Here is a 24,232-nt window from a genome sequence, read left to right on the forward strand (position 1 = left end):
TGTCGTGACAGGGCCCGTTGCCGACCCGTTTGCGCAGAACAACCGGGGTGTGTCGAACGCGCCGTCGTTCGGCGGGGGACGCACCGACTGGGCCGGCATGGGCATCGACGAGATCATCGACACCCTCCGCACCATGGATCCCGGTCGGGCCTCCGGTGACGTCGAGACGATCCTCAAGGCGATCGAGGCGGTGCGCCGCTCGTCGGATCGCATGGCGGCGATGTTCGGCGACGAGCTGCTCGGCCTCGCCTCCGATGCCGCCCTCGATACGGGAAAGGCGTTGTCCGACGCCATGCAACGGAGCCTGGCGACGGCCACCGTGGTCGGCGAGGCCCTGAGTACCGCCGTCGGGATCGTCGGTGCGACACGGGGTCAGGAGGGGCGGTTGCGAGAACTGCAGCAGCATCTCCGCGACAACCCCGAGGACGCTCCGATGGTGCGGTTCGAGGCGGACCGCACCATGTCGGGCACGTACTCGTCACCGATGCAGCGTGTCCAGCACGCGCTTCCGGAGCCCACCGGGCCCGACGACGTGGTGCGCGGGATCGACGGCCCGTCGTCCGCGGCCGGCCCGGGGTCCGGTTCCGAGGCGCCGCGCGGCCAGGCGGCGAACACCGTCGACGCGGGAGACTTCGGCCGTTCCGGTGGCGCCACGGCCCCGGTCGCGACCGGTGGGCCGGGACCTGGACCGGCGGGAGGTGGACCCACCCCGGTCGCGCCGGTCTCGTCGTCCTCCTCGCCGTCGGGATCGTCCGGCCGCCGGGATGCCGACGACCCCGACGGTCTGCTCCGCGGCGGTCAGGGCACACCGGGCGGTGTCGGCACGCACGGTGTTGCCGGTGCCGGACGATCCGGGAACGATCGCGGAAATGGTTCTGACAGAACGGGTTCCGGCGTCGGGGCCGGAGTACCGATCGCCCCGGTGGTCGGACCGCTCCCGCTGACGCCGTCGTCGCCCGGAGTCGCCACGCCGACGACGTCGACGCCGCCGGCAGCGAGTGCTGCGGGACCACGTGCGGGGATCGCACCACCGGTGGGCCCCGCCGGTGCGCCGCCCACGGCCCGCCGGCCCGGCGCCGAGGACGACGACAAGCACAAGGCGGCGCCCTACCTGCGCAACCGAGAGCACGGCGCGGAGATCGTCGGCGACCTGCCGCTCGTCGGGCCGCCGGTGATCGGCGACTGGATTCCGCACATGGCCCCGGCCGCACCGGAGGCCGTACCCCCGCAGCCGACGCCGGGTGACGCGCTCGCTCCGGCGGTTCGGCACCCCGGTACCGCCGACGCGGGTACCGGCGGAGGCGAGGAACCATCGTCGACGACACGTGGCCGGACATGCTGAGCCGGGTGGACAGGCTGCCCGGCGGTGTCGCCCGGCTCGCCTCCGCGGTGCCCGACGAGGACATCATCCGGTGTCTGCATCTCCTGGTCGCCACCGTCATGGACGTGACCGGAGTGTCGACCCCCGAGGTCCGCGACGTGATCCGCCAGTGGCGCCAGCAGGGGAGTGCCGAGCCGGCGGGCGTGGCGTCGTTGAGGGTCGTTGCCGCACAACACGATTTCGATTCGTTCGCCCACCAGCGACGCGGTGACACCGATCGTCAACTCGACAGCTTCCGCCGTGCCCGGGCTGTTGACTGCGTCCTCGCCGCGATGTCGGTGTCGACGGCCGCGGAGGCACCGCGCACCGCTCTGCGGGAGGCTGCCTACGAAGCCGCCGCCGCGCTCGGGGGCACCGCGGGTGTCGTCGGGGTTCTCGCCGACTATGTCGCCTGATTCACGCCAGATCGAAGCTGCGCTCGACGGCGCGATTCCATTCGCCGTACAGGCGTTCCCGCTCTTCTTCGGCCATGGCGGGTTCCCAGCGTTTGTGTTCGGCCCAGTTCGCGCGGATGTCGTCCTCGCTCTCCCAGAACCCCGCCGCCAGACCGGCCGCGTATGCCGCACCCAGTGCCGTGGTCTCGTTGACCACGGGCCGGACGACCGGGACGTCGAGGATGTCGGCCTGGAACTGCATGAGCAGTTCGTTGACCACCATCCCGCCGTCGACCTTGAGCGTGGACAGCTCGATGCCGGCGTCGGCCTGCATCGCCTCGATGACCTCGCGGGTCTGGAAGGCGCTGGCCTCCAACGCAGCCCGGGCCAGGTGGCCCTTGTTGACGAAGCGTGTCAGACCGACGATCAAACCGCGGGCGTCGGAGCGCCAGCGTGGCGCGAAGAGGCCGGAGAAGGCGGGTACGAAGTAGGCGCCGCCGTTGTCGTCGACCTCCGCGGCCAGCTTCTCCACATCCGACGACACCGGGAACAGGCCGAGATTGTCCCGCAGCCACTGGATGAGCGAGCCGGTCACCGCGATCGACCCCTCGAGCGCATAGCGCGCCGGCTCGTCGCCGATGCGGTAACAGACCGTCGTCAACAGGCCGTGCTCGCTGAAGACCGGCTCGGTTCCGGTGTTGAGCAGCAGAAAGTTACCGGTCCCGTAGGTGTTCTTGGCCTCGCCGGGTGACAGGCAGGCCTGGCCGAAGGTGGCGGCCTGCTGGTCGCCGAGGATGCCGGTCAGCGGGACGCCGGGGAGTGGTCCGTTGCCTCGCAGCGCGCCGAAGTCGCCGGACGAGCTGCGGATCTCGGGCAGCATCGAGATCGGGATGCCCATCTCGTCGCAGATCTCCTCATCCCAGCTCAGCGTCCGCAGGTCCATGAGCATGGTGCGCGAGGCATTGGTGACGTCGGTGACGTGCTGCCCACCGTCGACTCCGCCGGTCATGTTCCACGCAATCCAGGAATCCATTGTCCCGAAGCACAACTCGCCGGATTCGGCGCGCTCGCGAAGCCCATCGACGTTGTCGAGCAGCCAGCGGATCTTGGGTCCGGCGAAGTAGGTCGACAGTGGCAGGCCGGTGCGTTCGCGGTAACGGTCGACACCGACGTCGCCGGCGAGTTCGGTGCACACCTCGGCGGTGCGGGTGTCCTGCCACACGATGGCGTTGTGGACCGGCCGTCCGGTCTCGCGGTCCCAGATCACCGTGGTCTCGCGCTGATTGGTGATGCCGCAGGCGACGATGTCCTTGGCGGTCAGGTCGGCCGAGGCCAGTGCGGCGGCGCCGACCCGGCGGGTGTTGCGCCAGATCTCGGCGGCGTCGTGTTCGACCCAGCCGGCCCGCGGGAAGATCTGTTCGTGTTCGAGTTGTTCCACCCCGACGACGTGTCCCTTGCGGTCGAAGATCATCGCCCGGGTCGAGGTGGTGCCCTGGTCGATCGCCGCCACATAATTGCCTGAACTGCCCACGCCGTCAGTGTCGCACGCTGTGGTGTGGGCCGGAATCAATTAGGCTCGGCGAACATGAACACCGAGTTCAACCCGGACCGGCCGGCGGACATGGGGTCGCTCTACCACGCCGAGGCGTGGCGGCGGTTCGGTGACGAACAGTTCGACATCGTGGTGATCGGTGGCGGGGTGGTCGGGGTCGGCGCCGCGCTCGACGCCGCCACGCGAGGTCTGCGGGTGGCGCTGGTCGAGGCGCGCGACATCGCCTCGGGGACCTCGAGCAGGTCGTCGAAGATGTTCCACGGCGGACTCCGCTACCTGGAGCAACTCGAGTTCGGTCTCGTCCGGGAGGCCCTCACGGAGCGCGAGCTCTCGCTGCGCCTGCTGGCCCCGCACCTGGTGAAACCCCTCCCGTTCCTCTACCCGCTCACTCAGCGGGTCTGGGAGCGGCCGTATGTGGCGGCGGGAATCTTCCTCTACGACCGCATGGGCGGCGCCAAATCGGTGCCGGGCCAGCGCCATGTCACACGATCGGGCGCGCTGCGCGTGGCTCCGGCACTCAAGCGCAACTCGCTCATCGGCGGGATCCGGTATTACGACACGGTCGTCGACGACGCCCGGCACAGCCTCACCGTGGCCCGCACCGCGGCCAACTATGGCGCGGTCATCCGTACTTCGACGCAGGTGATCGGCTTTCTCCGCGAATCCGACCGCGTTCTCGGAGTGCGCGTGCGGGACACCGAGAGCGGCGACGTCACCGAGGTGCGCGCCCACTGCGTCATCAACGCCGCCGGGGTCTGGACCGACGAGGTCCAGGCGTTGTCCAAGCAGCGCGGTCACTTCAAGGTGCGCGCGTCGAAGGGCGTGCACATCGTGGTGCCGCGTGACCGGATCGTCAGCGAGACCGCGATCATCCTGCGCACCGCCAATTCGGTGCTGTTCGTGATCCCGTGGGAGACCCACTGGATCATCGGCACCACCGACACCGACTGGAACCTCGATCTCGCACATCCGGCCGCCACCCGTGCGGACATCGACTACATCCTGGAGCGTGTCAACGAGGTGCTGGTCACCAAGCTGACCCACGACGACATCGAAGGCGTGTACGCCGGTCTGCGGCCGCTGCTGGCCGGTGAGGATGACGAGACGTCGAAACTCTCGCGCGAGCACGCCGTCGCCACCGTGGCGCCGGGACTCGTGGCGATCGCGGGCGGCAAGTACACCACCTACCGGGTGATGGCCGCTGACGCCGTCGAAGCCTGCAACGACTTCATCCCCACCCGCGTGGCGCCGTCGATCACCGAGCGGGTGCCGCTCCTCGGCGCCGACGGGTACTTCGCGCTCATCAACCAGTGCGAGCATCTCGGACAGCGGTACGGCCTCCACCCGTACCGGATTCGACGACTGCTCAACCGTTACGGCTCGCTGATCGACGACGTTCTCTACTACGCGTCCGAGGACAGGTCGCTGCTCGCACCGCTGGGCGCGGCGCCGCAGTATCTCCGCGTCGAAGTGGTCTACGCGGCGGTCGCCGAGGCCGCACGGCATCTCGAGGACGTGCTGGCGCGGCGTACCCGTATCGCGATCGAGTACTCCCATCGCGGCGTCGACTGTGCCGACGAGGTCGCCGACCTGCTCGCCCCGATCCTGGGGTGGACCACCGAACAGCGCGACTTCGAGGTCGCGACCTACATCGCCCGGGTGGAGGCCGAGGTGGCCTCGCAGCAGCAACCCGACGACGACTCGGCCGACGCCCTGCGGGCGGCCGCACCCGAGGCGCGGTCGGAGATCCTGGAGCCGGTGCCCGTCCCCGAGTGAGACCGCCGGCCACTCGGCGAACTCGGAGACTTTGTCCTCTGTCGCCACCGTCTCTCGTAGGGGATCATCGAACTGGGGAAGAAGGGACTGATCATGACGGAGATGCCGGTTCAGATACTCGCTCCGGAAGAAGCCTGGGAGTTGCTCGGCTCCGGGGAGCTGGGACGGATAGCCTTGAGCGTCAACGACACTCCCGACATCTTCCCGGTCAACTACTATGCGGCGGACGGGAAGATCACCTTGCGTACGGGCGAGGGGACCAAACTCGCCGAGGTGGTGGTGAACAACCGGGTGGCGTTCGAGTCCGACGCCCACACCGACACCGGTGGGTGGAGTGTGGTGGCCAAGGGCTCGGCGCGGATTCTGTCCGCACTGAGTGAGATCGAGGCCGCCGACCGGTTGCCGCTGCGTCCGTGGATCGCGACGGTCAAGTACAACTACGTGGAGATCGCGGTCGAGGAGATCACCGCGCGTCGTTTCGAGTTCGGACCCGAACCCGAACGCTACCCCGTCTGACGCCGCCACAAATCCACCGGTTTTCGGCAAACTCTCCACCCTCGAGGGTGCCGGTTTTGCCGAAAACCGGTGGGTTTGCGATCAACTCTGGCAGCGTGGGCACCAGTACACGGATCGCTCGCCACCGGTCGAGGCGAGTTCGCCGCGTTTGACGATCGTCGCGCAGCGGCGGCACAACTGGCCGTTGCGGCCGTACACCCACATGCGCGCGTTCGGTGAGGTGTTGCCGGTGGTGGTCCGGGCCGAGCGCATCCGATTGGCCCACAGCAATCGACGGCTGAGGTCGACCATCGGGCCGAGGTCCACGTCTCCGACCGGACGGCTCGGGAGAACGCCACGCAGATAACAGATCTCGCTGCGGAAGACGTTGCCGACGCCGGCCATCAGGCGTTGGTCGAGGAGTGCCGCGCCGATGGTCTGCTCGGGGTCTGCGCCGAGTCGGCGGATCGCTTCGTCACGATCGAAGTCGTCGGCCAGCAGATCTGGCCCCAGGTAGGCGAGGGCGGCGTCGGGGTCGGCGAGGAGTTCGAGGGTGCCGAGATCGAAGCCGACGGCTTCGTGATCGTCGGTGCGCAGCACCACCCGCGCCTGGTACGAGGGGCGACGCCACTTCTGGCCCCGGCGATGCACATGCCAGACACCCTCCATCTTCAGATGGGAATGAATGCTGACCGCGTCGCCTGCACCGGGCTCGCTCTCCTCGACGTCGATGAGCAGATGCTTTCCCTTCGACCTGACCCCGACGACGGTCCGTCCCGACAGGTCGGCGGTGGCCAGCGACGGGATGCGGAACTGCGTCGAGATGAGTGTGCGTCCTTCCAGACCCTGACGAAGCCGGGCGGCCGCGGCGAAGACCGTGTCGCCCTCAGGCATGGGTTCCGTACCGGAGTCGGATGCCGCGCGGGGTCGTGGCGAAACCGGCCTCGACGAGGACCTTGCCGAAGTCGGTGCCGCGCACCGGTTCCGAGTCGATCTGGTCGATCGTCAACCGGGAGATGCGGCCCGCACGGACCAGGGCCACCAGTGCTCCGGCAGCGGATTCCAGGGCGGGGATCGAGTCGGTGAAGGTCAGGAGCGTCTTGCCGCCGCGTTCGACGAAGCACACGAGCTCGCCGTCGACCAGCACCACCAGCGCGCCGGGCTTGCGACCCGGTCGGTGACCGGCATCGGCATCCCGGGACCTCGGCCACTCCAGCGCCGCACCGAACGGGTTCGCCGGGTCGGTGGCGGCGAGGATGGTGGCCTCGCGCGGGGGCTTGCGGTCGGGTAGGGCGTGCCGCCGCAACTCGTCGACCGTGGCCGGGGAGGCGAACTGTGCGCCGCCGAGTCCGTCGACGTAGTAGCCGCGACGTACCTGGCCGTTGTCCTCGAAGACGTTGAGCGCCTTGTACACCCGGGCGAATCCGCCGGTCACCTCTTCGGCGGTGACGCTGCCCCGGGTGATCACGCCGTACCGGGTGAGCAGCTGGTCGCACAGTGCCTGCGTGGCGATGGTCGGGTCGATCACGGGCCGGTCCAGTGCGAACCATCGACCGCTCGCGGTCGGCGCGACCGGTGGCCCGGACGCGTGCTCGGTCAGGTAGCGCGCGGAGAGGCGTCCGGCGCGGAGTCGTGGTGCGCGGCCTCGTGCGCGGTGGGCGGGTGCCGACCGTGGAGTCGACGGACTGCGCCGGGGATGGAGCAGCGCGCGCACCGGAGCGAAGGTGTCGTTGCTGACCTGACCGGCCCAGACCAGGTCCCACAGTGCACTCTCGACATCGGCGGCGGGTGTCGTCGTACCCGTGCCGATGTCCCCGGCGATCTGTGGGAACCGCAGTGCACCACCGGGTTCGAGGGCGGTGGTGATGGCGTCGTGGACGGTGGTGGTGTCGATGGTGTCGGACTCGGGGAGGGTGAACGCGGCGACGTCGGCCGGATGCAGGGCCACCCAGCCGTCGGCGTTGCCGATGCGGCCGTGCCCCGACCAGACGACCTCGCCACTGCTCAGCAGCTCGTCGAGCATGGACGGTGCGTAGTCGGTGACGCGTGCGGGCAGGATCAGCGACTCCCAGGCCGACGCCGGGAGCGGATATCCGGCGAGCTGGTCCACGACCGTCGCCACTCCGTCCACGCCGCGCAACTGCGTCCCGGGTGACCCGTGCTGCCACTCGACGAGGAATCTGGTGAGGACCTCGGTGCCGACCGGTGCGACCTCGGCCCGGCTCGCGGCGAGCGACCCACGACGGATCTGCCCGAGGACGTCGGTGTGGCACCACTGGGTCGTCGGTGCCGTCCCCTGAGCCGGATCGGCCGGTCCGGTCTCCGGGAGGAAATCACCTTCGACGACGCGTCGTTCGCCCGCGAGGCGGCCCAGGGTGTCGCGCACGACGGCCGTCGCGATCCCCAGGGCCGCCGCCGCGTCGGCGATGGTGAACGGCCCGTGGGTGCGGGCGTAACGTCCGATGACGTCGCCGATCGGATCGGGTACCGGTTCGAGGAAGGCGGCCGGAATGCCCAGTGGTGCAGGGACTCCGAGTGCGTCGCGCAACCGCGCGGTGTCGTCGATCGAGGCCCAGAGCGCACGCCGGTTGTGGTTGACGGAGATGATCTGACCGCTGCGGTGCAGCTCGGCGAGCACTTCGGCCACCGGCGTCTCGCCGCGGTACCGGACCTCGACCTCCTCGGTGGTCAGCGGTCCGAGCCAGCGGAGCAGGTCGACGATGTCTTCGGCGTCGCGCGCCTGGCGATCCGGGGACAGCCGTTGCAGGCGGGCGATGACCTCGGCGATGACACCGGGATCGAGCAACTCGCGCAGGTCGACGCGGCCCAGCAGTTGCGCCAGCAGGCTGGTGTCGAGTGACAATGCGGCGGCGCGACGTTCGGCGAGTGGTGCGTCGTCGGCGTACATGAAGGCGCCGACGTAGCCGAACAGCAGCGACGCCGCGAACGGCGACGGACTCGGCGTCTCGGTCTCCACGACGCGGATCCGACGCGAGCGGATGAGGCTGAGCAGATCGAGCAGGGCGGGGAGGTCGTACACGTCCTGCAAACACTCCCGCACGGCCTCGAGGACTATCGGGAAGTCGGGGAACTTGGATGCCACCGAGAGCAATTGGGCGCTGCGCTGGCGCTGCTGCCAGAGCGGTGCGCGGCGTCCCGGATCGCGGCGGGGCAGAAGCAGTGCACGCGCGGCACATTCGCGGAATCTCGAGGCGAACATCGACGAGTCGGCGAGACCGTCGGTGACGAGCTGTTCGACCTCGTCGGGGTCGAGGAGGAAGACATCTGCGCCCGGGGGCGCGTCGTCGGTGTCGGGGAGGCGGAGGATGATCCCGTCGTCGGATGCGGTGGTGGCGCCTTCGATGCCGAGCGTCGCGAGAAGTCGCTGGGAGATGGCGCTCGCCCACGGCGCGTGGACCCGCAGCCCGTACGGGGAGTGCAGGATGACGCGCCAGTCGCCGAGTTCGTCGCGGAACCGTTCGACGACGAGTGTCCGGTCGGTGGGGACATGTCCGGTCGCCTCGCGTTGTTCGGCGATGAGGGTGGCGAGGTTGGTGCGGGCGTTCTCGGTCAGCCCGAGCCGCTCGGCGTGGGTGTCGAGCTTCCCGGGGTCGGCGATGGCCCCGGTGAATGCCCCGATCGCCGCGCCGAGTTCGGCGGGACGCCCGATCGCGTCGCCGATCCAGAACGGCAGCCGGCCGGGTTGGCCGAACGCCGGCGACACCAGGACGCGGTCGTGGGTGATGTCCTCGATCCGCCAGCTCGTCGCACCCAGCGCGAACACATCGCCGACCCGCGACTCGTAGACCATCTCCTCGTCGAGTTCGCCCACGCGCGTTGACTTTTCGCCGACCATGAAGACGCCGAAGAGCCCGCGGTCGGGGATCGACCCGCCGGAGGTGACCGCGAGTCGTTGTGCGCCACGGCGTCCCGTGATCACGCCCGCGTCGCGGTCCCAGTTGACCCGGGGACGGAGTTCGGCGAACTCGTCGGAGGGGAATCGGCCCGCGATGAGATCGAGTGTCGCGTCGAAGACCCCCCGTCCCAGATCCCGGTAAGGAGCCGCCCGGCGCACGACCTCGTACCAGTGGTCGACCTCGAGATCGTCGACGGCGGCGGCCGCGATGGTCTGCTGGGCAAGGATGTCCAGGGGGTTCTGGGGAACCTTGATCTCCTCGATCGCACCGTCGAGCATGCGCTCGACGGTGACCGTGCAGTGCAGCAGATCGGTGCGGTGTTTGGGGTAGAGGATGCCCTGGCTGATCTCGCCCACCTGGTGGCCCGCGCGGCCGATGCGTTGCAGACCACTCGCGACCGACGGCGGCGCCTCGACCTGGATCACGAGATCCACCGCACCCATGTCGATGCCGAGTTCCAGCGAACTGGTCGCCACCACGCACGCGAGACGACCGGCCTTGAGGTCGTCTTCGATCTGGGCGCGGTGCTCCTTGCTCACCGAACCGTGGTGGGCACGCGCGAGAACGGCTTCGGCGCCGGAGCTCGCCCCGCTGCCCATCACGAACGCGGGGGCCCCGCCCGCGACCGTCGGATTGGCCCTGGGTTCGGTGGTCGCGCCCTGTCGCCCGGCGTGGATCTCGTTGAGCCGCGCGGTCAGCTTCTCGGCGAGGCGTCGCGAGTTCGCGAACACGATCGTCGCCCGGTTGGCCTCGATCTGGTCGACGATCGACGCCTCGACGTACGGCCACAGCGAACCGGCGGTGGGAGAGAAGGCATCGTCGAGTTCGGCCGGGTCGGCGCCGTCGGGGCCGGGGGCGGGCGGGATGTTGGCCATGTCCTCGACCGGGACGTCGACGCGGAGGTCGAAGGTCTTGTCGGCCTTCGGTTTGACCACCTGGCACGGGGCCGACCCGGACAGGAACCCGGCGACGACCTCGGGTGGCCGCACGGTCGCCGACAGGCCGATCCGCTGAGCGGGCTTCTCGAGCAGCTCGTCGAGGCGCTCGAGGGTCAGCGCCAGGTGCGTGCCGCGTTTGGTCGCGGCGACCGCGTGCACCTCGTCGACGATGATCGCCTCGACGTTCGTGAGACTCTCCCGCGCCGCCGAGGTCAGCATGAGGTAGAGCGACTCCGGGGTGGTGATCAGGATGTCGGGCGGGGTCTTCACCAGGGTGCGGCGGTCGGCGGCCGAGGTGTCGCCGGAGCGGACGCCGACCGTGATGTTCGGTTCGGGCAGGTTCAGTTCCTGCGCGGCGCGGGTGATACCGGTGAGCGGCGCGCGCAGGTTGCGCTCCACGTCGACGGCGAGCGCCTTCAGCGGCGAGATGTAGACGACCTTCGTGCCCGGACGGCGTGCAGCGGTGTCGGCGGCGAGCCGGTCGAGGGCCCAGAGGAACGCCGCCAGGGTCTTGCCGGAGCCGGTCGGTGCGATGACCAGCGTGTTCGCGCCGTCGGCGATCGAGGTCCAGGCGCCCTTCTGCGCCGCGGTCGGCTTGGTGAACGCCCCGGTGAACCATCGCCGGGTGGGGGCGGTGAGGCGGTCGAGTACCGAAGGGCGGGGCATCTCTCCACTATGTCTCACATGTGTGACAGGTCGGGGTATACAGTCATCTCACGCCTGTACGGGGAATCCGGTGAGAATCCGGAACGGTCGCGCCACTGTGAAAGCCGACTCGGGGGATGCGGTCGAGTGATTCGACGGTGCCCAGAGACGACGTGAGTCAGGATGCCGTGCCGGCGACAACTGATCCACAGCTCTCCGACGCGAGATCGGCGAAAGGACAACTCACATGACGGCTACCCGTACGTCCGAAGCAGTCACACCCGCACCGCGCGCTCTGGCGGTACCGAATCTGTCGGTCGCCGGCGCAGCGCTCTGGCTGAGCCTCACCGTGCTGCTGGCCGGGCTCGCCTACTACTTCCTCGGCTACGACCAGGGTGTCGTGTCCGTCTTCGGCGAGGACACGCACGTGCACGAGTTCGTGCACGACGCCCGCCACTTTCTCGGCTTTCCCTGCCACTGAGTCGGTCTGACCCGATCAGCAGGGACAAGTTCACATGGAGAAGAGATTCATCGGCGCAGGCCTGCTGTCGGGCCTGATCGCCGGCATCCTGTCGTTCGTCTTCGCACGTTTCTACATCGAACCGGTGGTGTCGAAGGCCGTCGACTACGAGAGCGCCCGCTCAGAGGCCGAGGAGACACTGGCCCATGCCGCCGAGGCGGGTGGGCACCACCACGGCGACGGCGGTGAGGTCTTCACCCGCGCCATGCAGGAGAACCTGGGCGCCGGCGTCGGCAACCTGGTGTTCGCGCTGTGCATGGGGGCGTTCTTCGCGGTCGCCTTCACCGTGCTGTGGAGCTACCTCGGCAACCGGTATCCCGCCACCGATGCCCGCGCGGTCGCCGGAGTGACCGGCGCGATCGGTTTCGTGGCCGTCTTCGGCGTGCCGTTCTTCGCCTACCCGGCCAATCCGCCGGCCGTGGGGGACGACGACACGATCGGGGATCGGACCGGCGCCTTCCTGACCATCACCATCGCGTCGGTGGTGCTGGCGATCGCGGCCGTCGTACTCGCGCTGTGGCTGCGTCCGCGGATCGGCGGGTTGGTGTCGGCGGTCGTGGGCGGCGCGGCGTATCTGACAGCCGTCGGCATCACGATCGCGTTCCTGCCGTCGTTCGACGAGGTGCCCGAGCCGGTGCGCAACAGCACCGGTCAGATCGTGTTCCCGGGATTCCCGGCGGACGTGGTCGCCGACTTCCGCGTGTACACGATCACCAACCAGGTCATCCTGTGGACGGTGCTGACGGTGACCTTCGCGCTGATTCTCGGCGCGATGGCGCGGTCGAAGAACCCGGCCACGCCCCGGACGGTCGACGCCACCGGGAACTGAACGGCCCCGGACGTTCTCATGCAGATCATCACCGCCGGGCGCACCGGTCCCAACAGATCTGTGCGTTTCGGCGGTGATGCGCCGCTGGACGAGCGCGGGCGGCGCGACATCGAAACGCTCGCCGCATCGGTCGCCGGACCGGTGACCCTCTGCGGACCCGAGGCCGCGACCCGCGAGACTGCCCGCCTCCTGGGCGGGCGGCCGGACGTCGACGACGCGCTCCGGACACTCGACGTCGGTTCCTGGGCGGGATCGATGCCCGAGGAGATCGCCCCGAGCGATCTCGCGGCCTTCTTCACCGACCCGACGGCCCGGCCCCACGGCGGCGAGAGCGTGGCGGAGTTCGTGCGCAGGGTGCACGCCTGGCGCGACCATCACGACACCGCGACGGCCTCGATCGTGGTCGCGATGCCCGTCGCCCAGGCTCTGCTGTGCGACGACCCCGCTCGATACTTCGGGGTCGAGGTCCGTCCGGCGGCCTCCTACCTCTGGTCGAGACCCTGAGGAAACGAATTCGCGTAAACGTACCTAGACATCCTGGGTGACTCCTGACACAGTTGAGTCGGCAAAACTGAAACGTGTTCGCCACGGCGGGCACCGGTCTGGGAGAGTGACGATGTTCGAGTGGTCCGAAGAAGATCTGATGGTGCGGGACGCCCTGCGCGCGTTCATCGACAAGGAGATCCGGCCACATCTCGACGAGCTCGAGTCCGGCGTGCTGCCCCCGTACGACATCACCCGCAAGCTGCTGTCGACATTCGGGGTCGACGCGATGGCCAAGGATGCGCTGGAGAAGGAACTCGCCGCAGAAGCCAACGGGGAGAAGAAGAAGTCCTCCGGCGATGGCGGCGGTATGGGCGGCTCGATGTTCATGATGGTCAACATCGAGCTCGCGGGTGTGTGCCTGGGTCTCGTCGCATCGCTGGGTGTGAGCATGGGCCTGACCGCCTCGACGATCCGCGGCAAGGGCACGCTCGCGCAGAAGAAGCGCTGGCTGCCCGAGCTGGTGACGATGGAGAAGGTCGGCGCCTGGGCGATCACCGAACCCGATTCGGGCTCCGACGCCCTCGGCGGCATGAAGACGACCGTCCGCCGCGATGGTGACGACTACATCCTGAACGGGCAGAAGACGTTCATCACCAACGGCCCGTACGCCGACACCATCGTCGTGTTCGCAAAGCTCGACGACGGCAGCGGAACGCCCATGCGTGACCGCAAGGTGCTGTCCTTCGTCCTCGACAAGGGGATGCCGGGGCTCACCCAGGGCAAGCCGTTCAAGAAGATGGGCATGATGAGCTCGCCGACCGGTGAGCTGTTCTTCGACAACGTCCGGGTCGGCAAGGACCGTCTGCTCGGCGAGACGGAGGACACCGGGGGAGATTCCCGTGGTTCCGAAGGTGCGAAGGCCGGCTTCACCGCCGAACGTGTCGGCATCGCCGCACTGTCGCTGGGCATCATCAACGAGGCGCAGCGACTGTCGATCGACTACGCCAAGACGCGCAAGCTGTGGGGTCAGGAGATCGCCCAGTTCCAGCTCATCCAGCTCAAGCTCGCCGAGATGGAGATCGCCCGGATCAACGTGCAGAACATGCTCTTCAGCGCGATCAAGCGGGGCAAGGCGGGTAAGCCGCTGAGTCTGTCGGAGGCGTCGGCGATGAAGCTCTACTCGTCGAAGGCCGCCACCGACGTGGCGATGGAGGCCGTTCAGCTGTTCGGCGGCAACGGGTACATGGCCGAGTACCGGGTCGAGCAGCTCGCGCGAGATGCGAAGTCGCTCATGATCTACGCCGGCAGCAACGAGATCCAGGTGACCCATGTCGCCAAGGGGCTGCTGCGCGGCTGACCCGGCGAACCGCACCGAGCGACGGCCCCGGCAGACGCCTGCCGGGGCCGTCGCTCGTCGTTGTTTGTGGCGAGAAGGCATCGATCTGAGCCCTTTTCGGCGTCATCGCGCGTGAGATGAGTCGTGGCCGTCGACAATACGACGTGATTCGTCGATGCCCCCTCAGGAGAGGTGTGGCAATGTGAGGTCTTCGAGTGGTCGAGGACGCCGCATCCGCTGCCCAGGACGTCGGGCGACTGTGAGGTGAACGATGGGTGGCAAGAAGCATCGCGGGAAGAATTCCGGCAGTGGTCTTTCGGGCGTGGCCGCGGCCGATCAACCGGGCTGCGGTCGGCCGGGCGGGACCGCTGCCCACCCGATGTCCGACAAGGCGTACCGGAAAGCCCTCAAACCGCTGCATGCCGAACTGGTGGCGATGCAGGAATGGGTCCGGTCGTCGGGTGCCAAGGTCTGCGTGGTCTTCGAAGGCCGGGACACCGCGATCTTCGACCGGAGCTGGTACAACCGTGCCGGAATCGAACGTGTCCTCGGGTACTGCACCGAGGAGCAGGCGCGTCAGTTCCTGGAACAGACGCCGACCGTCGAGCGGGCGATGGTCGACTCCGGGATCATCCTCCTGAAGTACTGGCTCGAGGTCAGTCAGGAACAGCAGACGCTGCGCCTCCAGAGCCGCATCGACGATCCGCGCAAGATCTGGAAGCTGTCGAAGGCCGACCTCGAGTCCTACAGCCGCTGGTACGACTTCTCCCGGGCGCGCGACGAGATGTTCCGTTACACCGACACCGGCTGGGCGCCTTGGTACGTCGTGTCCAACGACGACAAGAAGCGCGGACGGCTCAACGTGATCAGCCATCTGCTCGGTCAGGTGCCCTACGACCCGCTCGAACTTCCCGACGTCACGTTGCCGAAGCGGCAGAAGCCGCATGGGTATCGACATACCGACCAGGCGCTGCATTGGATCCCCACGCCCTACCAGGAGCGGTGAGGTGACCGCCGACCAACCCGCGGTGCGGCGTTGCCTGGACGCGGTCGCACTGCGGCGAGCGCGCGCATGAGCGTCGGCAGGTCGGCGCTCTGGCGCCTTCCAGGTCTCGCGACGGCCCGGGGATACAAGCGCGAGTGGCTTCGTACCGACGTCGCCGCCGGGCTGGTGCTCACCGCGCTGCTCATCCCCGCCGGGATGGGCTACGCCGAAGCCGCCGGGCTGCCGGCTTATGCGGGCCTGTGGGCGACGATCGTGCCGCTGCTCGCGTATGCCGCGGTCGGCCCGTCGAAGATCCTTGTGCTCGGACCGGATTCGTCGCTCGCGCCGCTGATCGCCGCGGCGGTCCTGCCACTGGCCGCGGTCGGTGACCCGGAGGACGCTCTCGCACTCGCCGGGATCCTCGCCGTGCTCGTCGGCGCAATTCTCCTCCTGGGCGGCTTTCTTCGGCTCGGATTCGTCACCGAACTCCTGTCCAAGCCGCTGCGACTCGGCTATCTGAACGCGATAGCGCTCATCGTCGTCGTGGGACAGTTGCCGAAACTGCTCGGCTTCTCGGTCGACGCCTCGGGGTTGTTCCAGGAGATCGGTGAGATCGTCACCTCCGTGGTCGCCGGTGACGTCGACACGGTCGCCGCCGCGATGGGGATCGCCTGTCTCGTGGTCATCGTGGTCTTCCGACGCTGGCTCCCGCGGATACCGGGGGTTCTTGTCGCCGTGGTGGGTTCGATCGTGGTGACCGCCCTGTTCGGACTCGACGACGACATCGGGATGGTCGGCGCGCTGCCGGCGGGACTGCCGCTGCCGCAGTACGGCGGCATCGACTGGGACGACGTGCTGTCCCTCGTCGGACCCGCCGCGGGGATCGCGCTGATCGCTTTCGCCGACTCCGGAGTGCTGTCGCGGACCTTCGCCGCCCGGCGCGGCGAGGATGTCGACGGCAGCACGGAGATGAAGGCGATCGGCACGGCCAACATCGCCAGTGGACTCTTCGGCGGATTCCCCATCTCGGCGAGCGGTTCCCGTACGCCGGTCGCCGAACAGGCCGGCGCGCACACCCAGCTCGCGGGCGTCGTGGGAGCGGTCGCGGTACTGGTGTTCGTCCTGGTGGCTCCCGGCGTGACCGCCTATCTGCCCGACGCGACGCTGGCGGCAGTCGTCATCGTCGCGGCGACCGCGCTGATCGACATATCTGGAATGGTCCGGGTGTGGAAGTTGAGCAAGATCGAGTTCGGCTTGGCCGCGGCGGCATTCGTGGGCGTTGCGCTCGTGGGTGTTCTCCAGGGCATCCTGGTCGCGATCGGACTGTCGTTCGTCGCGGTGGTGGCGCGCGCCTGGCAGCCGTACCGAACAGAACTGGTGGAGTTGCGGGACACCGGCTTTCACGACGTCGATCGGCATCCGGAGGGCCACCGGATTCCCGGGCTCGTGCTGGTCCGTTTCGACGCGCCGCTGTTCTTCGCCAACGGCAAGATCTTCGCCTCACACGTTCGGGAAACGTTGGCGCGCCACGGGTCACCTGTCGCCTGGGTCATCGTCGCCGCCGAACCGATCACCGGTCTCGACACGACCGCCGCAGATGAACTCGTCGATCTCGACCGCTCGCTCGAGTCGTCATCGATCCGTCTGGTGTTCGCGGAGCTCAAGGGGCCGGTCAAGGACAAGCTCATCCGGTTCGAAATCGATGACCGGTTCGACGAATCGCGGTTCTATCCCACGGTCGAGTCGGCTGTCGAGGCGTACCGGAACCGTGGTTCAGCCACCGCTGAGCCGCGGCCGGAGCAGATCCCGTAACCGGACCCAGTCGAGTTGGGGCGGTGCGACGCGGATCTCGGGACGCTCGCGAGGTACACGGACACGCAACGCACCCGGGGCGATGGTGCAGCGCACCGGAGTCCGGAGTCGCACCGACTCGCCGTCGATGCCGACCGGGATCTCGGCGGCGTCGGCGTCGACGACGACCTGCGTCGCCGTGCGCTGTACGAGGCCTTGTTCGTGGCCGCGCCGGAGCAGGCCCACGGCATGGCGGGTGTCGGCGACCGAGACGGTGACCACGCCGAGTAGTCCGGAGTCGATGCGCGTTCGGCGTCCCAGCCCCGCCAGGTCATTGGTGGCGTAGGGACCGTTGCTCACCAGGATCGCCTGTGGCCCGGTCACGGTGTCGTCCCCGATCCGGGCTCGCAGGCCCGGCCCGGAGTCCGCGCCGAGCAGGTCCGGCAGCATCCGCAGGACCGTTCCGGTCTTGTCGTCGCGGTACTGCGGACTCTGCACGACCTCCGCATAGACGCCGAATGACGCGTTGTTGACGAACGGGCGCCCATTGATCCAGCCGAGGTCGACGTGCAACTCGATTCCGTCGTGAAGTGCGTCCAGACATCGGGTGGGATCGCGCCGGTCCAGCCCGAGGTCGAGCGCGAAGTGATTTCGGGTGCCGGCGCTGATCACGAGGAACGGCACCTGATGTTCGGCGGCCACGGCGGCCACCAGGGCCTGCGTGCCGTCACCGCCTGCCACCCCGAGGAGGTCGGCTCCTCGTCTCACCGCATCCCTGGCCAGTTCGGTGACGTCGACTTGTTCCGGCCCGCTCAGCATGGCGACCTCGGCGCCGAGTTCCTCGGCCCGGCGCTGCAGGTCGAAGCGGACGACCTTGCCGCCGCCTGACCGTGGATTCATCACCAGGAAGGGACGGCTCACCGGCGCCGCCGGATGTTCCGGCATGAGTGACTGTGCCCGAGTCGGTCGCAATGCGCGTCGGGCGCAGGCGATCGCGACGACGACCAGTGCCCCTGAGGCGATCACGACCCAGAGCTGGCGTTCGCGGATCAAGAAGATTGCCAGCAGTGGAAGCTGGATGACGGCGACGACAGCGGCCAGCGCGCGGATCGCGCCGCGGCTGATGAGGAACCAGTAGATCGCCACGACGATGACCACGGCACACGCGATGCAGACCAGCAGCAGCAACACCAGTGCCCGCAGTCCCGACACGGCGACCGGGAGCAGCAGCGCGACGATCACCGCCGCGACTGCCGCACGCGCCCACCATCGACGAGAGACCGGTGCCTCCTGGACGGCCGTACCCGGCTCCTGCCTCATGCCGTCGCGTCGTCCTGCCACGCCCGTGCCGGCCGGATCACGATCTCGATCACCAGCAACGCGACGAGTGCGAAGAACGCGATGAGCAGGACGACGAGGCCGGTCGGGTAGTTCCAGAACATGAGCAGCACCGCCGCGATGCCGATGACGGTCGCCCGCAGCGCGATGCGCGCACGGTAGGCGGTCGTCTCGAACGCATTCGGGGGCCGTGCCTTCCGCAGATGTTGCAGGGAGTCGAGACCGTGTGAGAATCCGTGCCGCACCGCGGTCGCAGACGACGAACCGCCGATCAGATAGGCGCCGATCGCGATCACGAGTCCCAGCACGGCAACGGCTCGCAGCGCGAGTCGGAGTGGTTCGGTCACGGTGTCGGCGATGACGGCCGCCGCGTCGGGCGACAACACCTCCGCCGGTATGTCATCGAGATACAGTGCGCGGACGACGATCAGCGAGATCGCCAGGATGAGCATGCCCACCACCAACGACAAGCCGGTGAGGGAGAGGGCGCGGAGTCGTCGACCTCGTGGTGCGATCGCGACGGCGCCCAGGGCACATGCGATCGCCAGCCACGGCAGGACGTCGGCGACGGTATCGAGCGTGGAGACCGCGCTTTGCGCGCGGACCAGTTCCGGTGACCGGAACAGCACGAACTGCTTGTCGACCGTGGGGATCTTCTCGGCGAAGGTGAACCCGCGGTCCAGGAGGCGTTTCTTGACGTTCTCGATCACCGTCCCGAGTGAGATACTCACGGTTCCCGACTCATCGACGGTCACCGAGGACGGCCCGACGTCTCCGGTCACCACGGCGACGAGAGCGTCATGCGCCCTGCGATTCGCCTCCACCCAGAGCGTTTCGAACTGGTCGCTCGCGACCAGGGACGACACCGTCTGCTGTACGAAGGTGCGGGCCTGGCCGGCGAGGACCGGTGCGAGTCCGTCGATCGCACGATCCACGCGGGGCGCGTTCGCGGTGGCGGGAACCGCATCGCTCAGCGCGTTGAGGGCGTTCGCCGTCAACGCCTCGACGTCGATCCGCTGGAAGATCTCGTCGGTGACCGTGTCGGTGATCTCGGCCTGCAACGCCGGTTCCGAGGCCAGCGGTGCGACCGTCGTCAGATAGCGGTCGGTGTCGAGGATCTCCCCGCGCACGAAGCGGGACGTGACCGAGGTGATCGCCAGCAGTGCGACGAGGACGCACAGGATCCCCACTGCGAACCAGCGCCAGCCGGACCGCCGTTTCGCGGTGCCGGCCGACGCTGGTTCGCCCGTGTCGGCCCGTTCGCGCAGCCGGGCCACCTCGGTGCGCAGCTGCTCGAGCTCGGCACGTTCGGACGTGCTGATGGGGGATCCTCCGTGCGGATCCTGATCGCCCTCAGGGGTTTCCGTGTTCATCGAGGGCGCCGATCGGGATCATCAGCGGTAGTCGGCCCGGGGATTCCAGGTCGAGACCGCCCAGATGACGACCACATCGAGCGCGATGATCAGGACCGACCACCACGGGTAGTACGGCAGCCACAGGAAGTTGGCGATGACGGAGAGGCCGGCGATCACGATGGCGGTGAATCTGGCCCAGCCGGCACCGCTGATGAGTCCGGCGCCGACGATGATCGCGATGGCGCCCAACACGATGTGGATCCAGCCCCAGGTCGTGAAGTCGAACTTGTAGACGTAGTCGACTCCGCGGACGAAGACCTCGTCCTCGGCCACGGCCGCAATGCCCTGTGCGAGTTGGACGACACCGACGACGATCAGGATGATCGCCGCGCCGATGGACGTCCCTGCGGCGATACCCTGCTTGGCAGACAGGGTTCCGCCGTCGTCTACGGGTGCAGTATGTGTCATGGTGCCCTCCTCTGGACTGTCGGATTATGAGGAGTGTGCGTCTCGGCGAGGCGATTTCGCAGGAATTCTGCCGAAATGTTTGATCTTTGGTCCCAATTGCCATCCAAATGAAATCTGTTGAGCACCAAACTTGTTAGGGAATCAAAGAAGTGTTTATCCGATGTTGAATGCCTGTTTGCCAGCTCTTTAACTCCGGCGTTTGTCGGCGGATTCGGGGTGCGTGAGCCGCCAGATCCGGTCCCGTGACATCGGCGTCTCGTACGGGCGGACGTCGAGGGCACGTCGGATGGCGTTCGCCAGCGCGGGAGCGACCGGGTTGAAGGGTGACTCCGACATCGATTTGGCCCCGAACGGGCCGAGTTCGTCGGCGGTGTCGGCGAAGTAGACCTCGGTGAACGGGACGTCGGCCATCTGGGGAACACGGTAGGTGCGGAACACCTTGGTCAGCGGTGCGCCGTGGTCGTCGATCATGATCTCCTCGTAGAGGGCAGAGCCGATGCCCTGCGCCACACCGCCTTCCACCTGACCCCGACACTGTTCGGGATTCATCACGGTGCCGGCGTCGGCCGCGTGGACGGACTGCAGGATCGCGACGGTGCCGGTCTCGGTGTCCACCGCCACCCGGAAGGCCTGCACATCGAATGCGATGGAACGCATCTCGCCCCGTTCCTCGCCGGCGGCGATGGCGCGCGGACCGTCCGGATGCAGCACCCGGTGACGGTCGTCGACCGCGTCGATCAGGTGTCGGAACCCGATCAGCCGATCGTCGGCAAGGGCGCCGTCCGAATGCATTTGGATGTGGGCGGGATCGATACCGGTGAGTCGGCTCGCAGCCCCCACGAGAATGTCGCGGAGCGCGAGGCAGGCGCCGTACACGGCCTTCCCGGCCACGGTGGTACCCGCAGAGGCGAACGCTCCGGTGTCGTGTGGGACAGCGTCGGTGTCCCCGTGCCACAACGAGACCCGGCCCGGTTCGGTCGACAGCGCGGTCGCGACGATCTGCGTGTGGACCGTCGTGGTGCCGTTGCCGAACTCACAGGTCCCGACACCGACGTGATAGTTGCCGACGGAGTCGACCGCCACGGTGACATCCGCGAAATGACCGCGTGGGGCCATGGTGGCGATCGCGGAGATCGCCATCCCTTCGCCGACGCGCCACCGTGGTCCGGGCGGGACGACGGCACCGTTGCCCCGCCGCAGGGCGGACTCGGCCAGGTCGAGGCATTGGTCGAGACCGTAACTGCCGTAGACCAGGTCCACCTCGGGGTCGGGACGTGCGATGAGAAGCGGATCGCCGTCGGCCACGGCATTGCGACGCCGGAGTTCGAAGGGGTCGAGGCCGAGGCGGATCGCGAGCTCGTCCATCGCGCACTCGACGGCGAAGATCACCTGCCCGAGACCGTAACCGCGGAACGCGCCCGACGGCGGGTTGTTGGTGTAGACGACCTCGGCGTCGATCCTCTTGACCGGGCAGTTGTACACCGAGACCGACTCGGCGCAGGCATGGAACATCACGCCGATCGCGTGGTTGCCATACGCACCGGTGTCCGACAACACGTCGACGCGCAGCGCGGTGAGCCGGCCGCTGTCGTCGGCCCCGAGATCCACCGTCACCCGCATCGGGTGGCGATAGGTCGTTCGCGTCATCTCGTCGGTGCGTGTCATCTCGTAGACGCAGGGACGCCCGGTGCGCAGTGTGGCGACGGCGGCGAGATCCTCGGTGAGCATCTCCTGTTTGCCGCCGAATCCGCCGCCCACGCGGCCGCTGAACACGCGGACCTTCTCGGGTGGGAGATCAAGGATCCGGGCGAGTTCGTCGCGTACGAGAAACGGGACCTGTGTGCTGGTGCGGACCACCAGACGTCCGGTGGCATCGGTCCAGGCGATCGAACCGTGGGTCTCGAGCTGTGCGTGGGAGACCCGACCGTTGCGCCATGTCCCGTGCACCGTCGTCGACGATGCCGCGAGTGCTTCGTCGACGTCACCGCCGAAACCCTCGTGGAAGGTGGCGACGATGTTGCGTTCGGCCTCCATCACCCGGTCGTCGACGGTGCGGTCGGGATGGATGACGGGGGACCCGGGCGTGCGTGCATCCTCCGGGTCGAAGACCGCGGGCAGTTCCTCGTAGGTGACGCGGATCAGCGCCGCGGCCTGCTCGGCGACCCCCGGTGTCGAGGCGACGACGGCGGCGACGCGCTGTCCGACGAAGCGAACGACGGGATCGAAGACGAGGGTGTCGTCGGGGTCCTCGAGCCGGTTCTGATGACGTCCGGTGGAAAACCTTGGCGTCGAGACGTTCTCGTGGGTGAGGATCACCTCGACGCCGGGGAGGGCCGAGGCGTCGGAGGTGTCGATCGCGAGGATGCGGGCGTGTGGGTGAGGCGAACCGAGTACGTGGATGTGCAGTGCGCCGTCGACCGGGACGTCGAAGGTGTACGCCTCGGTACCGGTCACCACGCGTCGCGCCGCGGGCGGATTGACCGAGGTGCCCACGCCGGCGCCGACCGCCGGACGGGGACGGGCAGGCGCCAGGGCGTTGCCGATGGCGTCCCGGATCGAACGGTAACCGGTGCAGCGGCAGAGGTTTCCCTTCATCCGCCGCGGCAGGTCACCGAGGTCGTCCGGGGTGAGCGTCGAGGCGGTGACGATCATGCCCGCGGTGCAGAACCCGCATTGGAAGCCGAAGCTGTCGACGAAGGACTGCTGCACGGGATGCAGATCGTCGGGTGTGCCGAGGCCGGCGACCGTGGTCACCGACTTCCCGGCGGCGCGCTGTGCGGGAAAGATGCACGAGTGCACGGGTTGTCCGTCGACGAGTACCGAACACGCACCGCAATCGCCTGCGTCGCAACCCTTCTTCACCTCGAAGTGGGCGTGTTCGCGGAGCAGCATCCGGAGGCACTGTCCAGCAGCGGGTTCGGCGTCGATCGTCTCGCCGTTGACCTCGAACTCCATCGTTCTACCCCGTCCCGGTGAGCTCGAGGCGGATCTCCTCGGCGAGGACCGCCGACACCCCGCGCCGCCAGTCGGCGGACCCGAGCGGATCGGTGTAGTAGCCGGGGGCGGTGGTGATGTCGTGATGCAGCCGGTCCGCGGTCGGCGGACGGGGATACCGCAGAACCGTGGGCCACTCCGTTGCGGCCGTGATCCCGAAGACCGTGGTGGCGTCGGGGTCGATGCGGCCGGTCACGACGGCCCCGGAACGTCCCAGGTCGGCGAGGGCGATCTTTCGGAACCCGGTCACCGCGGCCAGTGCGTGCGCCGGGAAGTCGACGGCGCGGAGGACTTCCCCGGGGCCCAGGAGGTTGATGCCGTTGCCGATCACCAGTTCGGCGACCGGCACACACCGGTCGGCACCGTCGGGATTCCAGATGAGCGCCGTGGCGTCGAGTGCGACGGCCAGTGACACCATCGACGCCGCCGCGAAGGACCGGCAGATGTTGCCGCCGACCGTGGCCATGTTCCAGATCTTGAACGACGCGAGAAGGGCGTTCGCGCACTGGGCGAAGAGGGGATGGGCACGGAAGCCGGGGCGTGGCGGCAGTGCGACCAGCTCCGCGATGGTGCAGGTGGCGCCGATGCGGAGACCGCCGTCGGGCAGGTCTTCGACCGATTCCCAACCCATTTCGCTGAGGTCGATGAGACCGGTGGTGGCCGGCTGGGGTTCGGAGAAGACCCAGGTTCCCCCGGCGACGAGTTGTTCGCCGGGGCCCGCGAACACGTCGCCCCGAGAACGCGCGAATCGGTACTGGGTGACGGCGGTGAGATCCATCAGTGTGCCTTGTCGAGAAGGCGGCGGAGCTGCGTCGCGACCGCGGTGGTCAGGTCCCACAGTACGAGGTCGGTGAACTCGCCGGGTTCGATCGACGCGATTCGACGACGCGGTGCCGACCACACGCACCGCTCGGCGCCGGGCCCGACCCGGCCGGCCGATTCCATGTGGTCCGGTGGGGCGCAGCCGAAAGATTCGGCGTCGTAGGCGTTCTCGATGAGCGTCGCAGGGGGCACGGCGTCACGCTACGTGGATCGGCCCGGCCGCGCATCTC

The 24,232-nt window shown here is 68.4% G+C and carries 19 protein-coding genes and 1 riboswitch; of the genes, 10 read left to right on the forward strand and 9 right to left on the reverse strand.

Features of this window, described 5'->3' with window-relative positions; all coding sequences use genetic code 11:
* Positions 1–4: 4 nt before the first annotated feature.
* Positions 5–1,342: a hypothetical protein gene (locus IHQ52_RS11665; protein ID WP_096273766.1), complete on the forward strand. Its 1,338-nt coding sequence runs from the start codon at positions 5–7 to the stop codon at positions 1,340–1,342.
* On the forward strand, positions 1,336–1,776 hold the full coding sequence (locus IHQ52_RS11670; RefSeq protein ID WP_096273768.1) for a hypothetical protein: 441 nt from the start codon (positions 1,336–1,338) through the stop codon (positions 1,774–1,776). Before IHQ52_RS11665 ends, IHQ52_RS11670 begins: the two co-directional genes overlap by 7 nt.
* A gap of 1 nt (position 1,777) precedes the next feature.
* On the opposite strand, the gene glpK is transcribed toward IHQ52_RS11670, so the two are convergent.
* Entirely contained in the window at positions 1,778–3,265 is a 1,488-nt protein-coding gene (gene glpK / locus IHQ52_RS11675) for a glycerol kinase GlpK (protein ID WP_096273770.1), read from the reverse strand.
* A 75-nt stretch (positions 3,266–3,340) separates the two neighbouring features.
* Between glpK and glpD the strand changes: the two genes are divergently transcribed.
* Positions 3,341–5,083, forward strand: coding sequence for a glycerol-3-phosphate dehydrogenase (glpD, locus tag IHQ52_RS11680; RefSeq protein WP_096273772.1), 1,743 nt, complete (start codon positions 3,341–3,343; stop codon positions 5,081–5,083).
* Between the two features lie 93 nt (positions 5,084–5,176).
* Positions 5,177–5,599, forward strand: coding sequence for a pyridoxamine 5'-phosphate oxidase family protein (locus IHQ52_RS11685; RefSeq protein ID WP_096273774.1), 423 nt, complete (start codon positions 5,177–5,179; stop codon positions 5,597–5,599).
* 81 nt (positions 5,600–5,680) lie between these two features.
* Here IHQ52_RS11685 and IHQ52_RS11690 read toward each other — a convergent pair whose 3' ends face one another.
* Entirely contained in the window at positions 5,681–6,472 is a 792-nt protein-coding gene (locus tag IHQ52_RS11690) for a DNA-formamidopyrimidine glycosylase family protein (protein WP_006434536.1), read from the reverse strand.
* Positions 6,465–11,099: an ATP-dependent helicase gene (locus IHQ52_RS11695; protein ID WP_096273776.1), complete on the reverse strand. Its 4,635-nt coding sequence runs from the start codon at positions 11,097–11,099 to the stop codon at positions 6,465–6,467. Before IHQ52_RS11695 ends, IHQ52_RS11690 begins: the two co-directional genes overlap by 8 nt.
* A gap of 10 nt (positions 11,100–11,109) precedes the next feature.
* Positions 11,110–11,288: riboswitch (cobalamin riboswitch) on the forward strand.
* A gap of 37 nt (positions 11,289–11,325) precedes the next feature.
* Between IHQ52_RS11695 and IHQ52_RS11700 the strand changes: the two genes are divergently transcribed.
* From IHQ52_RS11700 to IHQ52_RS11725, 6 genes are all read left to right on the forward strand, one after another.
* Positions 11,326–11,559: a CbtB domain-containing protein gene (locus tag IHQ52_RS11700; protein WP_006434538.1), complete on the forward strand. Its 234-nt coding sequence runs from the start codon at positions 11,326–11,328 to the stop codon at positions 11,557–11,559.
* 34 nt (positions 11,560–11,593) lie between these two features.
* On the forward strand, positions 11,594–12,427 hold the full coding sequence (locus IHQ52_RS11705; protein WP_006434539.1) for a CbtA family protein: 834 nt from the start codon (positions 11,594–11,596) through the stop codon (positions 12,425–12,427).
* A gap of 18 nt (positions 12,428–12,445) precedes the next feature.
* A complete protein-coding gene (locus IHQ52_RS11710) occupies positions 12,446–12,931 on the forward strand; it encodes a histidine phosphatase family protein (RefSeq protein WP_006434540.1) in 486 nt (161 codons plus the stop codon).
* A 112-nt stretch (positions 12,932–13,043) separates the two neighbouring features.
* A complete protein-coding gene (locus IHQ52_RS11715) occupies positions 13,044–14,270 on the forward strand; it encodes an acyl-CoA dehydrogenase family protein (RefSeq protein ID WP_096274938.1) in 1,227 nt (408 codons plus the stop codon).
* A 250-nt stretch (positions 14,271–14,520) separates the two neighbouring features.
* Positions 14,521–15,255, forward strand: a complete 735-nt coding sequence (locus IHQ52_RS11720) for a polyphosphate kinase 2 family protein (RefSeq protein WP_096273778.1) — start codon at positions 14,521–14,523, stop codon at positions 15,253–15,255.
* A 66-nt stretch (positions 15,256–15,321) separates the two neighbouring features.
* Positions 15,322–17,046 carry a SulP family inorganic anion transporter gene (locus tag IHQ52_RS11725; protein WP_096273780.1) on the forward strand — a complete coding sequence of 575 codons (1,725 nt, stop codon included), beginning with the start codon at positions 15,322–15,324 and terminating at the stop codon, positions 17,044–17,046.
* On the opposite strand, the gene IHQ52_RS11730 is transcribed toward IHQ52_RS11725, so the two are convergent.
* The 6 genes from IHQ52_RS11730 to IHQ52_RS11755 form a co-directional block, all read right to left on the reverse strand.
* The gene (locus tag IHQ52_RS11730; protein WP_006434544.1) at positions 17,008–18,345 is read right to left on the reverse strand and encodes a diacylglycerol/lipid kinase family protein; all 1,338 of its coding nucleotides are present in this window, start codon (positions 18,343–18,345) and stop codon (positions 17,008–17,010) included. The two genes, IHQ52_RS11725 and IHQ52_RS11730, sit on opposite strands and share 39 nt — an antisense overlap.
* On the reverse strand, positions 18,342–19,736 hold the full coding sequence (locus IHQ52_RS11735) for a hypothetical protein (protein WP_006434545.1): 1,395 nt from the start codon (positions 19,734–19,736) through the stop codon (positions 18,342–18,344). Before IHQ52_RS11735 ends, IHQ52_RS11730 begins: the two co-directional genes overlap by 4 nt.
* A gap of 21 nt (positions 19,737–19,757) precedes the next feature.
* On the reverse strand, positions 19,758–20,186 hold the full coding sequence (locus IHQ52_RS11740; RefSeq protein WP_006434546.1) for a DUF7144 family membrane protein: 429 nt from the start codon (positions 20,184–20,186) through the stop codon (positions 19,758–19,760).
* Positions 20,187–20,372: 186 nt separating this feature from the next.
* On the reverse strand, positions 20,373–23,141 hold the full coding sequence (locus IHQ52_RS11745) for a molybdopterin-dependent oxidoreductase (RefSeq protein WP_096273782.1): 2,769 nt from the start codon (positions 23,139–23,141) through the stop codon (positions 20,373–20,375).
* Positions 23,142–23,145: 4 nt separating this feature from the next.
* A complete protein-coding gene (locus tag IHQ52_RS11750) occupies positions 23,146–23,958 on the reverse strand; it encodes an FAD binding domain-containing protein (protein WP_096273784.1) in 813 nt (270 codons plus the stop codon).
* Entirely contained in the window at positions 23,958–24,194 is a 237-nt protein-coding gene (locus IHQ52_RS11755) for a hypothetical protein (protein ID WP_096273785.1), read from the reverse strand. Before IHQ52_RS11755 ends, IHQ52_RS11750 begins: the two co-directional genes overlap by 1 nt.
* Positions 24,195–24,232: the final 38 nt, after the last annotated feature.

Source organism: Gordonia amicalis (assembly GCF_022059885.1).
GTDB lineage: Bacteria > Actinomycetota > Actinomycetes > Mycobacteriales > Mycobacteriaceae > Gordonia > Gordonia amicalis.